The following is a 15261-nucleotide window of genomic DNA, read 5'->3' as shown; positions in this document are numbered from 1 at the left end:
CCAACCGGCCTGAAATTAAATTAAAAGGTGAGGCGCGTGTAGTCGGTGGGGACGGCAAACGGAAAGGTCAGCGGCTCCTCGGAAACGGTGATACGGCTGTGTTTCAGTGTGAAATCCGATACCTGGCCTTTCTGTAGCACCTGGGCCACCAGCTCATGGGCAAAGGGTACCTGCCCGATCGGGGCAAAGCTGTTATACTTTACTGTGATGGTATTGCCTGTGTTCACATCGCGGGCATTGAGCTGCTGCAGCTTGTTGTTCAGGTTGCTGATGAAGTAGTCGAGCGTGAGGTTCTGGCGCTGCTGCTGTATATGGTGGCTGTTGTCCTGGGCCATTACTTTCTCTGAGCCCAGGGTTTGGTAGTTGCCCAGAAGTATGGCCTGCAGCACATCGTAGCTTACGTCCACCTGCAGCTTGCTGCGCAGGAAGCGGTAGTCTGTGGCGGCATACTCCTTCTTAAGGCGGTTCATAAAGTATACTGAGTCCTGCGTGAGCATCAACCTGGCGGCCTCTATTCCCAATCCGGGAAGAACCGACATCCAGATAACACTGTCCTTCTGCATCCTGATGCTGACGCCGGAGGAGAGGTTGTCGTTGTTGTCGTTCAGGGTAATCTGCGCCTTGCTGCTGAGGTACGCGAAATCGAGGTTGTCTACTTTAACGGCACCAACGGTGGTAGTAGTGGCAGAGGCGGAGGTAGGTACAGTTTCTTTCTTACAGCTTGCCAGTAACAGCAGGCTGCACAGGAAAAGCATTAAATGCTTATTCATAAAGTTTTTTCTCTTTTATCTTTCTGTCGATAAAGGCGGAGGCTTCGCCCTTAAGCTTGGCTTTTTGCCACTGACTTACGGCTTCTTCTTTCTTGCCCAGTTTGTACAGCACATCACCGTAATGCTCCACAATGGTGGCGTCATCAGAAATGGCTACGGCCTGCTCCAGGTACTTGCGGGCATCGGTGTAATTACCGAGTTTATAAAGCACCCAGGCATAAGTATCCAGGTAAGTAGGGTTAGTGGGGTGCTGCTTCACCAGGCGCTCTGACATTTCCCGGGCCTTCTCGAGCTTCTCGCCACGAACCGACAGGAAATAGCTGTAGTTGTTGAGCACGTGCTCGTTGTTGGTGTCCTGGGCCAGCACGGCCTCATAGGCTGCGTCCGACTTGGCATACTCCTTCAGGAAGTTGTAGCCATCTCCCAGCTGCATGTTAAACTGCATCACCAGTTCGGGCTCGCTAACAGAGAGGCGCTTGCCATACTCGAGTGCCTTTATGGCCTTCTCATAATTTTTCTCGATCAGGTGGCCGGTGCCGCTGTAGAACCAGAAAACGGCCTGGTTCGGAAACAGCTCCAGAGCTTGCTCAGCATGTTTTACCATGGCGGCAGGTTCTTCCAGCTCGGCATCCAGCAGCACTATCTGTTGCCAGATTTTAAAGTGCGAATCGTCCAGCTTCACGGCCTTCAGGTAATTGTCGCGGGCGATCTGCTTTTTACCCACGATGGTTTGCAGGTCGGCGGCAACAGCGTAGGCTTTGGCTTCCTCCGGGTGCTTCTCAATCGTCAGGTCTACCAACTCCAGGGCCACAGCCTCTAGCTGCGGGTTGGGCAACTGGCGGATAAAGTCAACCAGAATACGCACTTTCGTGTCGATATCCAGCTCAGAGCTTGAAAAGGCCATTTTTACCTGGCGCTCCGATTCTTCCGGGTTGCCTTTCTGGCGGTATAGGTCGGAGAGCATGAGGTGGGCGAAGGCATTGCCCGGCTCCAGGCGCAGGGCCCGGTTCAGCGTGTTTACGGCATCGTCGGTGCGGCGGGCGGCGTTATAGAGCTCTGCCTGTGCCAGGAAATAGCGTATCTCGGTAGGGTAGGCCTTCAAGAGCTTCTCGCCCTCGGCAATGGCCTTGTCCACGTTTTTCTGGCGCAGGTATATCTGCTGGCGGTTTACCAGCAGCTGCTCCATTTCTCCGAATTCCTTCTCAATGCGGTCGTAAGTCTTCAGTGCATCCTCATACCTAGACTGCGACAAGTATAAATCAGCCAGGTTGAAGAGGTACTCGTTGGAGTTGGGCACGTTGGCCAGCAGGTCGTTGAAGGCCTGGGCAGCGGAATCGTACTGTTGCTGCTCGGTGTGGAGCTGGGCCAGCAACAGGTAATAATAGGCGTTTGATTTCTCCAGCTTCACGGCTGCCTGCGCAAAGGGCATGGCCAGCTTGGCCTGCCCCATCTGCAGGTATGTTTCGCCGATCTTGTAGTTCAGGGCGGCGTTGTTGGGGGTAATGGTGTAGGCTTTTTGAAAAAGCTGGAGGGCTTGTTGATAGTCCTCCAGCACAAAATATTTCATCCCATCCAGAAACATCGCCTCGCTTATCTGCTTGTCGCGCTCGCTCAGCACCTGTACTGGCGGTGCCGGGGCCTCCTGTTTGGCTTTGGCCTTCTTCTTTTTAGAGGATTGCGCCGCGCTCTCGCCTGTAGCTAACAAGGCCAGGCAGCAGGTGGCAAGTATAAGGTTTCTGAATGTAGTCATGTGTTACTCCGCAAGTGTATTGTAGTCGCCGAGGCTCAGGTCGGACGGACGTCCCTCATACACAACATAGTTGCCGAGCATAGAGTTTGCAACATTGCCATTTTTGAGGGTGGTGTTCTCCTGGATGATGGAGTTGCTCACCACGGAGTTCACGATGCTTGTACCGTTGCCTACCGACACATGCGGGCCAACCACCGAGTTGGTGATCTGGGCGTTTTCGCCAATGTATACAGGCGGGATAATCACTGCGTTCTCCAGCTTTGCCGACGAGGCCACCAGGCCTTCTTCATCCTTTATATACTCTAAATAGCGTTGATTAGTATAAACAGTTGCGTTTTTATTTCCGCAGTCGAGCCACTCTGAGATAACGGCAGGTATAAACCTGGTGCCCTTGTTCTTCATGTTCTCCAGGGCGTTGGTCAGCTGGAACTCGCCTTTGTCCTTGATGTTGTTGTCAAGCAGGTACTGCAGCTCGTCGCGCAGGTAGGCGCCGTCGCGGAAATAGTAAATACCGATAATGGCCAGGTCAGACACAAAGTGCTCAGGCTTCTCCACAAAGTCGGTAATCTCGTTCTGCTCATTCAGTTTGATAACACCGAACGGGCGCGGGTCCTCCACGCGCTGCACCCAAATGGTGCCATCGGCGTTGGTGTCGAGCTGGAAGTCGGCTTTGAAAAGCGTGTCGGCGAAGGCTACCACTACTTTGCCCTCCAGCGCTTCTTGCGCGCAAAGTATGGCGTGGGCGGTGCCCAGCGCTTCCTCCTGGTAATGGATGCTCCCTTTCGCCCCAATCTTGGTGGCGATTTCCTTCAGGTCGTTCTCCACTTGCTCTCCGAAGTGCCCGATAATGAAGGCCACCTCCTCAATAGGCTCGTGGCATACTTTGGCGATATCCTCTACCAGGCGCTGCACAATCGGCTTGCCCGCGATAGGAATAAGCGGTTTCGGAACTGTAAGTGTGTGTGGGCGCATGCGCTTGCCCATTCCGGCCATCGGTATAATAATCCTCATAGCTGTTTTTTGTATCTGGTTTTTATAGTTGATCCACAGCCCTTTGCTGCAGTTATTAGGTGTTCGTTATTCGTTGCTCGTTATTCGTTGTTAGTTGTTAGTTACTCGTTGTTAGTAGTTAGTGCTGTCATACTTTATACTTTAGGTATTCCCATAGTATGAGGATGAAGTGGTATTTTCCCTAATAACCATTAACTAACAACTGATAACTACTTAACTCCCGTGCTTCCGTAGCCGCCTGCGCCGCGCTCAGTGTCTGTCAGGGTTTCGGCTTGTCGCCACTCCACGCGCTCATACTTGGCCACGATCATCTGGGCGATGCGCTCTCCGTCTTCCACCACAAAGTCCTGGTCCGATAGGTTTACGAGCAGCACTTTTATCTCGCCCCGGTAATCAGCATCGATGGTGCCCGGGCTGTTCACGATGGAGATACCGTGTTTGTAGGCCAGGCCGCTTCTCGGGCGGATCTGCGCCTCGTGCCCCTCCGGCAGCTCGATGAAGAGGCCCGTCGGGATGAGCGCACGCTGTAGTGGCTTCAACGTAACAGGGGCTTCCAGGTTTGCCCGCAAATCCATGCCGGCGGAGTGTATGGTTTGGTAGCCCGGCAACGCATGCTTGGATTGATTTATGACGTTAACGGGAAGGTTCTTGTTGTTCATCATTCTTAAATATACAGATTAAATTTTTAGGAAGCGGGAGCGCTCCCGCAGCCATACTATCAGCAGGAAGGCCGCGCAAATACCCAGGTGGTAGGCGTGCCGCAGCCAGAAGTCCTCTATCTCAACCCCTAGGGCCAGCCACACCAGCCCCACCGCCAGCAGCACATAGGCCATGATGGTTTTTGTAGGGTAGGGGATAGGGTAGTGTCGCTGCCCCAGCACGTAGCTAACGGCGGCCATACTTGCGTAGCAGATAAGCGTGGCGATGGCAGAGCCCATGTAGCCAAGTACAGGTATGAGCAACAGGTTGAAAAGTATGGTCACGGCCGCGCCGCCGAAGCTGATGTAGGTGCCATACTTTGTCTTGTCGGTTAGCTTGAACCACACCGACAGGTTATAGTACACGCCCAAAAACAGGTTGGCCAGCAGCAGCACCGGCACTACCATGATGCCTTCGCGGTAAGCCGCGCTGCGCAGGAAAAGCGCAAAATCCTCCAGGTTGGCCGAGATGAAGAGGAAGATGAAGGCACAGGCAATCACAAACCACTTCATGATGAGGGCAAAGGTCTGCGGAGAGTTCTTGTCCTGGGCCTGGGAGAAGAAGAACGGCTCGGCGGCATAGCGGAAGGCCTGTATGGCCAGCGTCATGAAGATGGAGAGCTTGTAGCAGGCACTATAGATACCCACCACGGCCTCGTTGCTGTGCTGCGGGTAAAAGCCCTCAGGCAACCACTCCTCCAGAAGTATACGGTCTATCACCTCGTTCACCATGCCGGCCATGCCCATAAACAGCAGCGGGTAGGCGTACACCAGCATCGGGTGCAGCAGCTTCTTGTTCAGCTCAAAGCGGAAGATGCTGAACTCGCGCCACAGCATGGGAATGAGCAGCGCGTTGGCCACCAAATTAATCAGGAAGATGTAGCCGATGCCAAAGTCCGGGTCGTAGACTTGCGACACCAGCGGCTGCAGCCCCTGCAGGTACTGCCCCTCGTAGATGTTGCGGCAGATGACCAGGAAGAACAGGTTGGCCCCTACGGTGATAAGGATGTTTGCCAGCTTGATGGAGGCGAACTTGACTGCCTTGTTCTGCAGCCGGAGCCAGGCAAAGGGTATGGCCACAATGGCATCGATGGCCAATATGAGCGCCAGCCAGATAATGTAGTTCTGCTCCTGCTGCGAGTAACCCTTGTAGTCGGCAATGGCGCCCGAGGCAAGTATAAGGATGGCCGTAAAAGCCACGCTGGAGCTGATGATGAGGCTGAGCACCTGCCTGTAAAGCTTTTTCTGGTCTGCGTCGGGCTTGTTGGCATACCGGAAAAAGGCGGTCTCCATACCATACGTGTAGAGTATGTTAAAAAAGCCGACAAAGGCATAGAGGTACGACACCACGCCATACTCCGCCGGCAGGAACACCGAGGTGTAGACGGGAACCAGCAGGTAATTTAAGGCTCTGCCAACGATACTGCTTAAACCGTAGGCAGCAGTTTGCCCGACCAATTTCTTGGCTATACTCATGCTATCTGTTTCGGGGCCGGGTAGGGGCTTATACTTAGTTTCCGGTGAAGTTGGCTTTGCGCTTCTCTATAAAGGCGCTGGTGCCTTCCACAAAATCCTCGGAGGTGCAGCAGCGTGCAAAGGCGTTGGCCTCTGTCTGGTAGCCATCCTCGTCGTTGTTGAACACGGCGTTTACGCACTCTATCACCAAACCAACAGCCAGCGGCGCCTTGCTCATAATCTTCTCCATAATCTCGGCGCACTTGGCCATCAGCTGCTCCTGTGGCACTACGTGGTTTACCAGGCCAAGCTGCAGTGCCTCCTGCGCGTTAATCATGTCTGCGGTCATCATCAGCTCCATGGCCTTGCCTTTGCCTATCAGCTGGGTCAGGCGCTGGGTGCCGCCGTAGCCCGGTATCAGGCCCAGGTTTACTTCCGGTTGCCCGAATCGCGCATTTTCGGCGGCCACACGGATGTGGCAGGCCATGGCCAGCTCGCAGCCGCCCCCCAGGGCAAAGCCGTTTACAGCGGCAATCACGGGTTTGTTGCTGCGCTCTATCATGGCAAAAACCTCCTGCCCGCGCTCGGCAAAGCTTCGGGCCGTCACCTCGCTCAGCTCAGCAATTTCGGTTATATCGGCGCCAGCCACGAACGCTTTGGGTCCGGCTCCTGTTATAATGGCTCCTTTAATGCTGGCATCGTCATACACCTGCTGCATCGCGTTCCGGATTTCCCGGATAGTCTCGATGTTGAGCGCGTTCATTTTGTCGGCGCGGTTTATGGTGATGAAGAGTATGCCGTTTTGCTGGTCTAGCAGTAGGTTTTCGTATATTGCCATAAGTGTAGTTTTCAATTCTTAACAGAATCTTTTTTCTTTGCCACAAATATAAGGATTTAGTTCAATTGGGAACAGCCGTGTCCCTGGATGTCCGTCGGAGCGCGCTTTAGCCATGTAACCGTGCGCGGTGCTGCAGCTCCTGTTGTTTTGCAATCTCAGTGTATTTTTCATCATGCTTTTTTCTTCTCGCCGCCCTTTCACAGTTATTTTTACCCTTATACTTTCAGTACTTTCCCTAGGCGCTGTAGCGCAGAGGGGGGAGATGGTGCCGCTGGCCCCGAGGCGCCCTGCATTTATACTTCCTCCTGCCGATAAGGTACCTTTTGTTATACCTGCCGTCCCCAAATATCCCATCGCGGTAGTGCCTGTCGTGGCGCCAACGGAGCCTAACATCTGGGACTTTGGCGGGATTGGCACTGTCAACTTCAGCCAGGTGAGCCTTTCCAACTGGGCGGCGGGCGGCCAGAACACGGTGTCTGTGCTGGGCAACGCCAACCTGTATGCCAACTACGTACAGGGCAAGCACACCTGGAACAACTCCGTGGACCTAACCTACGGCCTGGTGAAACTGGAGGGCAAGCGCGTGCAGAAGAGCGATGACCGCATGGAGCTTAACCTAAAGTATGGCTTCCGCGCCTCTAAGCGCTGGTTTTATACCGGGCAGCTGAACATCAAAACGCAGCTCACGCCCACCTATACCATTACGCGCGACACGCTGCGGTCGGGCTTTTTCTCGCCGGCATCCATACTGGCCTCTTTGGGTATGGACTACAAGCCAAACGACAAGCTATCGGTGTTTATTTCGCCGTTTACAGGCAAGATGACCGTGGTAAAGGAGCAGCGCCTGGCCGACAAGGGCATGTTTGGCGTGGAGCCTGCCCGGAAAGATGCCGAGGGCAACATCATCCCCGGCACCGGAAAGCGCATCCGAAGGGAGTTTGGTGGTTACGTAAACGTGCGTTACAAGAACGAGATCTTCAAGAACATCACACTGCAGTCCAAGCTGGATATGTTCTCCAACTATCTGCGCTCTCCGGAGAATGTGGATGTGAACTGGGAGAACTTGGTGAACTTTAAGGTCAACAAGGTCGTGTCGGCAAGCTTGTTTGCACACATCATCTATGACGACGACACAAAAATAGACGTGGACCGCGATGGCGATGATAAAGTTGACGGCCGCGGCCCGCGCCTTCAGCTAAAGCAGACGCTGGGCATTGGCATCTCCTACAAATTTAAATAAACGGAATTTTCTTTTACAGCTATACGTTTAACTGAAATTGTATACTTTTAGGCAGTGTTTACGTTGTATACACAGAACATTAGCAAGCTGTTATGAAGAAACTAATCCCTTTGCTGTTTATCCTTGGATTTGTACTTTTCGCGTCGGAGTCCAAAGCGCAATCATCCCTGAGCAGTGACAGCGGGAAAGACGAATATTGGGGTACTGCCAAGGCCGAAACCAAGGGTGCCTCCACGGATGCCGTTGGCCGCCGCGCCAGTGGCCTGGATACACGCTACAATACCTACGAAACCGACACCCGCTCAAGCTTTGCGAAGCGAAAAATCGCCAACAGCAAGCGCATGAAGGCCATCTTGAAGAAAGAAGACAAGATGATGAAAAAGCGCAAGCAGGACAGAAACAGGCTCAAGCGCATGGGCTTGTTGAAAGGACCAAGCAATTAATACCGTAAAAGGTACACAGCAAGTATAAGTATAAAAGGGCTGCCTCACAGGGCGGCCCTTTCTCATTTAACGCTGATTGCTCTACTTTAGAACTCTTCGTTCTAACCCTGTAAAGTATACAACCAGCTACCCCTGCAAAGTATAATAAGGTGTTTCCTGCAGTGAGGGTAGAAAGTTGCAAATGCTGGGGAAGTATAACTCACATCTCTTGCTCCATAAAGTATAAAGTTCAGCTATACCATCAACTGCCTTGTTATACTTTATACTTCCACTCATACTTTTATACTTGCTGCGTATCCTAACAGGCACTTTTCCGGCAGTGCACGTCATTGCAATAGCGATACTTCTTTTAGGGAAAGTTGTAGAGTATGGATGAGTTCTGTACTTTGGCCTAAAAGCAAAACAGCCCCGGCTACCATCAGGTTGCCGGGGCTGTTTTTATGCTTAAAAACGCTGCTATACTTACAGCGTACGCTTCACTTCTTTCTCCACGTAGGCTTCAATCACGTCACCCACCTGAATGTCGTTGTATCCTCTCAGGCTGATACCGCACTCGTAGCCTTGTCTTACCTCAGCCACGTCGTCTTTGAAGCGCTTCAGGGCCAGTATCTCGCCATCGTGTACTACGATGCCGTCGCGTACCAGGCGCACCTTCGCGTTACGCTGAATGGTTCCGTCTGTCACCATACAGCCGGCGATAGTACCCACCTTGCTGATGCGGAACACCTCACGTACCTCTACGTTACCAGTGATTTCCTCCTTCAGGGTAGGGGCAAGCATACCTTCCATGGCATCCTTCACCTCGTTAATCGCGTCGTAGATGATAGAGTACAGGCGCACGTCAATTTGCTCCTGCTCTGCCAGCCTGCGGGCGTTGGCCGAAGGACGAACCTGGAAGCCGATGATGATAGCATCCGAAGCCGAGGCAAGCAGCACGTCAGACTCGGAGATGGCACCCACCCCTTTGCCGATGATGTTTACCTGCACCTCGTTCGTAGAAAGCTTCAGCAAGGAGTCCGAAAGGGCCTCTACCGAGCCGTCCACGTCACCTTTCACGATTACGTTCAGTTCCTTAAAGGTACCGATGGCCAGTCGACGACCAATCTCATCCAGCGTGATGTGCTTACGGGTACGCAGGCTTTGCTCGCGCTGAACCTGAGAACGGTTAGAGGCAATTTCGCGGGCCTCACGCTCGGAGTCCATCACCAGGAACTTGTCACCGGCCTGCGGCGCACCGTCCAGACCTAGCAACTGCACCGGCGTAGATGGGCCGGCCTCCTTCATTTTGCGGCCACGGTGGTCAGTCATCGCCTTCACCCTACCGTAGTGGGAGCCGGCCAGAACCACATCGCCTATTCGCAGCGTTCCAGTTTGCACCAGCATCGTAGCTACGTAACCACGACCTTTGTCAAGAGAGGCCTCGATTACGGTACCTACTGCCTGGCGGTCCGGGTTAGCCTTCAGCTCCAGTAATTCAGCCTCCAGCAATACTTTCTCCAACAGGTCTGGAATACCTAAACCAGTTTTCGCGGATACTTCCTGCGACTGGTACTTACCACCCCACTCTTCCACCAGAATGTTCAGTTGGGCAAGCTCCTCACGAACTTTGTCCGGGTTGGCAGTAGGCTTATCAATTTTGTTCAGCGCAATAATAATCGGCACGCCGGCCGCCTGCGCGTGGTTTATCGCTTCTTTTGTCTGCGGCATCACCGAGTCGTCGGCAGCTACCACAATAATAACAACATCCGTAATCTTGGCACCACGGGCACGCATCGCGGTAAAGGCTTCGTGACCAGGTGTATCGAGGAACGTAACGGTTTTACCACTCTCGGTTTTCACCTTGTAGGCACCGATGTGCTGTGTGATACCGCCGGCTTCGCCAGCTGTTACGTTCGCGTTACGGATGTAGTCAAGCAAGGAGGTTTTACCGTGGTCAACGTGACCCATGATAGTCACGATTGGCGCACGCTCTTCCAGATCCTCCTCGTTTTCTTCCGCCATTTCCTCCAGGGCCTGCTCTTCCTCGGTAGTGATAAATTCTACAGAGTAGCCAAACTCATCAGCAATGATGGTAATCGCTTCCGCATCCAGACGCTGGTTAATCGAAACGAACATACCCAGCTGCATACACACCTTGATAACGTCGTTTACGCTCACATCCATCAGGGCAGCCAGGTCGTTGGCTGACACGAACTCGGTTACGCGCAGCGTCTTGGACTCCGCCTGCTCCTGCATACGGCGCTCTTCCGTGGCATCGGCAATGGCCGAACGCTTCTCACGGCGATACTTGGCGCGGTTTCCGCCTGGGCCTCTGCCACCGCTCAGTTTGGCAAGAGTGGCTTTAATCTGCTCCTGGATTTCTTTATCGGAAACCTCCGTTTTCTCAGGTCTGACAGGCTTGCCCCTGCCGCCTGGCTTGCCAGGGCCTCCTGGGCGCGGGCCACGGTGGTCTGGTCGGCCACCATGCTGCTGCGCAGGCTGAATAGGGCGGTTCGGGCCCTGTCCTGGTCCGTGTTGACCTTGCCCCGCTGCGGGTTGCTGGCCACCCTCGGTAGCCACCATAATGCGCTTGCGCTTCTTCTTCTTGCCCTTGCGGTCATCGGAAGAGGCAACAGGCTTGGCGCCTTTTCTGCGCGACTCTACTGGCAGTTCAATCTTGCCAAGTACAGTTAGACCCTTTAACTGGTCTGCTTTTGCTGTAATCGTTTCTATATCTTCTTTTGTTTCTGTGCCTTTGTTAGCCTCTGCAGGTGCGGCCGGTTGCTGTGGCGCCTTCTCTGCTACGGGCTCTTTAGGTGCTGGCGCCGGCGCCGGGGCTGCCGGCTTTTCGGCAACTGGCTCAGGCTGCGGCGCAGGCGCTTCTGGCTGAGGCTTGGCAGGCACCTCAGGGGCAGCAGCGGCCGGTGCGGCAGGGGCTACTGGCTCCTGCTGTTTAGCAGGGGCTTCCGGTTTCGGGGCTTCTTCTACTGGCTGGGCTGGCGCCTCAGCCTTAGGTGCCTCCGGCACTGGAACAGGGGCTGGTTTTTCCTCCGCCTTTGGTGCCTCTGGTTTTGGCTCTGGTTGCTTTGGTATAGGTCTGCCCTTGGCATCCAGGTCTATCTTGCCGAGCACCTTTATACCCGGAAGTTTAGATGCAGGTTCTGCAGCAGGTTCCTCCTGTTTAGGGGCTGCCGGTGCCTCTGGCATTTTAGCGTTCTTGATCAGGATCTCCTGCTCCGGCTCGCTTGGCTTCTTCGGCTCGTGGGCAGGCTCCGACTCAACAACCTGGTTCGTTTGCGGCTTTTTGCCAATATGGATTTCCTCTGCTTCCAGCTTCTCTTGCATGGACGCAGCAAACTCCTTAGCCAGCATACCGAACTGCTCTGCCGTGATTTTGGTGGTAGGCTTGTTTTCCACCTCAAATCCTTTAGCAGAGAGGTAATCCACAATGGTGGATGTACCAATGTTTAAAGTAGTCGCAACCTGTTTAAGCCTCCTTGTTTTTTCTTCTGCCATTTTGTTCTATATGCTGTCTAAGTTATTCGTATTTAAAGTATAGTTGCCTTATTTCTAAGGTATAAGATGTGCCCCGGGCCAAGTATGTTTCAAAATTAGCGCAACGGAGCACAACTCACAACTATTGATTGTCTTCTTCTTCCAACTCTTCGCGGAGGATGGAGAGCACATCGTCGATGGTTTCTTCCTCCAGCTCAGTGCGGCGCAGCAGGTCCTCCTTCGTGATGGCCAGCACACTCTTCGCGGTGTCTAAGCCAATGCGACGGAGTTCTGCAATCACCCAATCCTCAATCTCGTCAGAGAATTCCTCCAGGCTGATATCCTCCTCGTAAGTCTCCGACTCACGGAACACGTCGATCTCCATGTCCACCAGGCGGCTGGCCAGCTTGATGTTCTGACCGCCCTTGCCGATAGCCAGGGATACCTGGTCTGGCTTCAGGAACACAGATACGCGTCTGTTCTCCTCGTCGATCTTCATGCTGCTGATCTTAGCCGGGCTAAGGGCACGCTGAATGTATAGCTCCAGGTTCTCTGTGTAGTTGATCACGTCGATGTTCTCGTTCTCCAGCTCGCGCACGATGCTGTGAATACGGGAGCCCTTCATGCCCACGCAGGCACCTACCGGGTCAATGCGGTCGTCAAACGACTCTACGGCTACCTTGGCGCGCTCGCCTGGCTCACGTACGATTTTCTTAATGGCGATCAGGCCATCGAAAATCTCCGGAACCTCGTTCTCGAACAGGCGCTCCAGGAAGGTAGGAGAGGTACGCGAAAGAATGATTTTCGGGTTTCCGTTCACGATCTCCACGCGCTGCACCACGGCTCTTACTACGTCGCCTTTGCGGTAACGGTCTTTCGGGATCTGCTCCATTTTAGGGATAAGCAGTTCGTTCTCCTCCTGGTCCAGCAGCAGCACCTCGCGGTTCCACACCTGGTATACTTCGCCGGAGATGATCTCACCTACCAGGTCCTTATACTTCTGGAAGAGCAGTTCCTTCTCCATGTCCTTGATACGCTGGATCAGCGTCTGGCGGGCAGTCAGCACGGCGCGGCGGCCAAAGTCCTCCAGCTTCACCTCCTCCGATACTTCCTCGCCTACTTCAAAGTCCGGCTCAATCTTGCGTGCATCCGACAAGGCAATTTTATCGTGGTCCCAGATATCCTCGGAGTTGTCGTCCACGATCTCGCGGTTGCGCCAGATCTCCAGGTCTCCCTTCTCCACGTTGAGGATGATGTCGAAGTTCTCATCGGTGCCCCACTTCTTGCGGATCATGGTGCGAAATACATCTTCCAGGATGCGCATCATGGTCGGGCGGTCTATGTTCTTGAATTTCGCAAATTCGGCGAACGACTCGATCAGGACTGAACTGTTCATTATCTTATCATTTAAATGAGATTACAACATTTGCTTTTACAATGTCCCCGAAGGGTATCTGTACAGGCACATACGTTACCTTTTTTCCTTTTTGTTTTACTTCCTCCATCAGGTTAAGCCCGGTGTCGGTTACTTCCTCCAGCTTGCCGGTTTTCTCGGTTCCGTCCTGCAGCTTCACCTTCAGGCTACGGCCCGTGTTGCGCTTAAACTGCTGCGGCTGCGTGAGCGGGAAATCCACGCCAGGCGAGCTTACCTCCAGCACATAGGCCAGCTCCTCGCCATAGGCCTCGGCTATTTTGGCGTTGATGCGGCGGCTGATGGTGGCGCACTGATCGATGGTAATACCCTGCTCGCCGTCGGCCAGCACCGTGATCTTCGGCCGGGCCGGGGAGTCCGACACCGCCACGTCAACGATAAACAGGTCGCCCTCCGGCAGGCTCGCCTCGGCCATCTCTCTTATGTTCTTTGCGGTAAGTGCCATTGCAAACGGTTAAGAAATAAAGAAGGGGACTTCGTGTCCCCTCAGCTCCTTGGAAATATTACTGCAAATTTACTACAAATTCATTATATACACAACAAATTATGTAGGGATGATATCTCCCAGGCAAATTATTGCCGCGCATCAGGGGCAATAAGGGTTGGTGTTGGCATCCGGTACCCGGCATGTGCCGTAGACCTGACCTTCTTGCAAAACACTTGCAGGTACGCTTTTAGTTCGCTTGCTGAAGAAGTATAGTTTTGGGCCGTGCTCAGGGGTTTCCTGCCGCGCGCTTCCAGTTCATGGCTTTGCATGAGGCCCGCTTCCGGCTGGCGAAAGTATAAGCAGGGCTCCCGCAGGCTGAAAGCGCGCGGCAGAGCTCATGCTTGTGTCCTGAGTACCGGCATGTAGGTAGGGCAGTCGCGGCCGTTTAGCACAGTATACAGATATTCTGTTGGGCGGCTAGGAATACATAATCGCAGAATTTGTAAGTTTGCTCTTGTGGCGGGAACATTTAAAAATATACGCAGGCGGGTATGGCTCACCCTTAACACCCTCGTCGTGCTCTGGATGCTGGTGGGTGTGCTGTGCCTGCAGGTGCCGCCCAGCACGTTTTGGCCGGCCGGCTTTGTGGCTTTTTCGCTCCCGGGGGCGCTGGTGCTCAACTTCCTGTTCCTGATCTACTGGGTGCTGCGCCGCTCCTGGCTGCTGGTGCTGCCGCTGTCGGCCTTTATACTTGGCTGGAATTACTATGCCCGCCTGGTGGCCATTAACTTTGGTAAGGACGTGCCCGAGGGCGCCAAGACGCTGCAGGTGATGAGCTTTAACGTGCACGTGTTTAACGCCTACGACAAGATTGTGAAGGGCGTGCCGCAGGTATCCACCGACATGATAGATTGGGTGGCCCAGCACCCGGCCGATGTGTTTTGCCTGCAGGAGTTCTACAGCCGCGTCAACTCCATCGAGTATAACAACTTCAAGCGCATCGGCGAGCGTTACGGCAGGTATAAGTTCGCCTCTACCTCGGTAGGGGATCGCGTCAAGGCAGATTTAGGCATCGTGATTTTCTCGAAGTACCCCATTGTGGAGGGGGGCACCATCCGCTTTGACAATACACACCAGCGCAGTGCCAATCGAGCTGCCTGGGCTGACATCAACGTGAACGGCGATACCGTTAGGGTGTATGCCGTGCACCTGCAGTCGATGAGCATTAAGGCGGAGGATATTGAGAACACTTATTCCGCCATCGGCAACGAGGAGAGCTTTAAGAAGGAGAGCCGCAACCTGGCGCGCCGCCTGCGGAGTGGCTTCATCTCACGGGCAGCGCAGGTGCAGGAGCTGCTGGAGCATGTGCAGGCCTCGCCTTATCCGGCCATTGTGTGCGGCGACTTTAACGACATCCCCTTCAGCTATACTTACAACGAGCTGGCAAAGGCTTTGCAGAACTCCCACGAAAAGGCTGGCAATGGCGTGGGCGCCACGTACAACGGCCTGATCCCGTTCCTGCGCATCGATAACCAGTTTTACAGCCAGGGCCTGGAGGCTTACAATTTCCAAACGCACTACGAGATGGGGCTTTCCGACCACTTCCCCATCTCAGCCACCTACGTACTGAAGCCAAAGAGCGAGGAATAGCGTTAGGAGAAGGTGCGCAATATTTCGTAATTTTGGACCACCATCGGCCATAGCGCCGGTACCTGATAAAGTA

At 53.9% G+C, this 15261-nt stretch carries 12 protein-coding genes; 3 read left to right on the top strand and 9 right to left on the bottom strand.

Going from position 1 to position 15261, the window contains the following annotated elements:
• Positions 1–20: 20 nt before the first annotated feature.
• From BM040_RS09040 to BM040_RS09015, 6 genes are all read right to left on the bottom strand, one after another.
• On the bottom strand, positions 21–770 hold the full coding sequence (locus BM040_RS09040; RefSeq protein WP_092100223.1) for a lipoprotein insertase outer membrane protein LolB1: 750 nt from the start codon (positions 768–770) through the stop codon (positions 21–23).
• Positions 763–2520 (bottom strand): tetratricopeptide repeat protein, encoded by a 1758-nt coding sequence (locus BM040_RS09035; protein ID WP_245756158.1) that lies wholly within the window; start codon positions 2518–2520, stop codon positions 763–765. The genes BM040_RS09040 and BM040_RS09035 overlap by 8 nt, the downstream gene beginning before the upstream one ends.
• 3 nt (positions 2521–2523) lie before the next feature.
• Complete coding sequence (locus tag BM040_RS09030) at positions 2524–3531, bottom strand: sugar phosphate nucleotidyltransferase (RefSeq protein ID WP_092100220.1); 1008 nt, start codon at positions 3529–3531, stop codon at positions 2524–2526.
• Positions 3532–3740: 209 nt separating this feature from the next.
• Positions 3741–4190 (bottom strand): dUTP diphosphatase, encoded by a 450-nt coding sequence (dut, locus tag BM040_RS09025; protein WP_092100382.1) that lies wholly within the window; start codon positions 4188–4190, stop codon positions 3741–3743.
• Between the two features lie 18 nt (positions 4191–4208).
• Positions 4209–5705: an oligosaccharide flippase family protein gene (locus BM040_RS09020; RefSeq protein WP_092100218.1), complete on the bottom strand. Its 1497-nt coding sequence runs from the start codon at positions 5703–5705 to the stop codon at positions 4209–4211.
• Positions 5706–5739: 34 nt separating this feature from the next.
• A complete protein-coding gene (locus tag BM040_RS09015) occupies positions 5740–6522 on the bottom strand; it encodes an enoyl-CoA hydratase/isomerase family protein (RefSeq protein WP_092100380.1) in 783 nt (260 codons plus the stop codon).
• 172 nt (positions 6523–6694) lie between these two features.
• Here BM040_RS09015 and BM040_RS09010 point away from each other — a divergent pair, with 172 nt between their 5' ends.
• The gene (locus tag BM040_RS09010) at positions 6695–7762 is read left to right on the top strand and encodes a DUF3078 domain-containing protein (protein WP_245756157.1); all 1068 of its coding nucleotides are present in this window, start codon (positions 6695–6697) and stop codon (positions 7760–7762) included.
• Between the two features lie 92 nt (positions 7763–7854).
• The gene (locus BM040_RS09005) at positions 7855–8205 is read left to right on the top strand and encodes a hypothetical protein (protein WP_092100216.1); all 351 of its coding nucleotides are present in this window, start codon (positions 7855–7857) and stop codon (positions 8203–8205) included.
• 462 nt (positions 8206–8667) lie between these two features.
• Here the strand turns inward: BM040_RS09005 and infB are convergent, their stop codons facing one another.
• The 3 genes from infB to BM040_RS08990 all read right to left on the bottom strand — a co-directional run bounded on the left by infB (position 8668) and on the right by BM040_RS08990 (position 13556).
• Positions 8668–11700, bottom strand: a complete 3033-nt coding sequence (gene infB, locus BM040_RS09000) for a translation initiation factor IF-2 (protein WP_092100214.1) — start codon at positions 11698–11700, stop codon at positions 8668–8670.
• Positions 11701–11821: 121 nt separating this feature from the next.
• Positions 11822–13075: a transcription termination factor NusA gene (gene nusA, locus BM040_RS08995; protein WP_092100212.1), complete on the bottom strand. Its 1254-nt coding sequence runs from the start codon at positions 13073–13075 to the stop codon at positions 11822–11824.
• A 7-nt stretch (positions 13076–13082) separates the two neighbouring features.
• Complete coding sequence (locus BM040_RS08990; RefSeq protein WP_245756156.1) at positions 13083–13556, bottom strand: ribosome maturation factor RimP; 474 nt, start codon at positions 13554–13556, stop codon at positions 13083–13085.
• A gap of 498 nt (positions 13557–14054) precedes the next feature.
• On the opposite strand from BM040_RS08990, the gene BM040_RS08985 reads away from it, so the two are divergent.
• Positions 14055–15188, top strand: a complete 1134-nt coding sequence (locus BM040_RS08985) for an endonuclease/exonuclease/phosphatase family protein (RefSeq protein WP_092100210.1) — start codon at positions 14055–14057, stop codon at positions 15186–15188.
• The last annotated feature ends 73 nt before the right edge of the window (positions 15189–15261 follow it).

The sequence above is a fragment of the Pontibacter chinhatensis genome (assembly GCF_900113285.1).
In the GTDB taxonomy this organism is placed as follows: Bacteria; Bacteroidota; Bacteroidia; order Cytophagales; family Hymenobacteraceae; genus Pontibacter; species Pontibacter chinhatensis.
The sequence above is the reverse complement of the archived record's forward strand: the minus strand, read 5'-3'. Positions and strand labels throughout refer to the sequence as shown.

Coding starts and splice junctions, on each gene's coding strand:
- BM040_RS09040 (WP_092100223.1), bottom strand. CDS start 770: ATGAATAAGCATTTAATGCTTTTCCTGTGCAGCCTGCTGTTACTGGCA.
- BM040_RS09035 (WP_245756158.1), bottom strand. CDS start 2,520: ATGACTACATTCAGAAACCTTATACTTGCCACCTGCTGCCTGGCCTTG.
- BM040_RS09030 (WP_092100220.1), bottom strand. CDS start 3,531: ATGAGGATTATTATACCGATGGCCGGAATGGGCAAGCGCATGCGCCCA.
- dut (WP_092100382.1), bottom strand. CDS start 4,190: ATGAACAACAAGAACCTTCCCGTTAACGTCATAAATCAATCCAAGCAT.
- BM040_RS09020 (WP_092100218.1), bottom strand. CDS start 5,705: ATGAGTATAGCCAAGAAATTGGTCGGGCAAACTGCTGCCTACGGTTTA.
- BM040_RS09015 (WP_092100380.1), bottom strand. CDS start 6,522: ATGGCAATATACGAAAACCTACTGCTAGACCAGCAAAACGGCATACTC.
- BM040_RS09010 (WP_245756157.1), top strand. CDS start 6,695: ATGCTTTTTTCTTCTCGCCGCCCTTTCACAGTTATTTTTACCCTTATA.
- BM040_RS09005 (WP_092100216.1), top strand. CDS start 7,855: ATGAAGAAACTAATCCCTTTGCTGTTTATCCTTGGATTTGTACTTTTC.
- infB (WP_092100214.1), bottom strand. CDS start 11,700: ATGGCAGAAGAAAAAACAAGGAGGCTTAAACAGGTTGCGACTACTTTA.
- nusA (WP_092100212.1), bottom strand. CDS start 13,075: ATGAACAGTTCAGTCCTGATCGAGTCGTTCGCCGAATTTGCGAAATTC.
- BM040_RS08990 (WP_245756156.1), bottom strand. CDS start 13,556: ATGGCACTTACCGCAAAGAACATAAGAGAGATGGCCGAGGCGAGCCTG.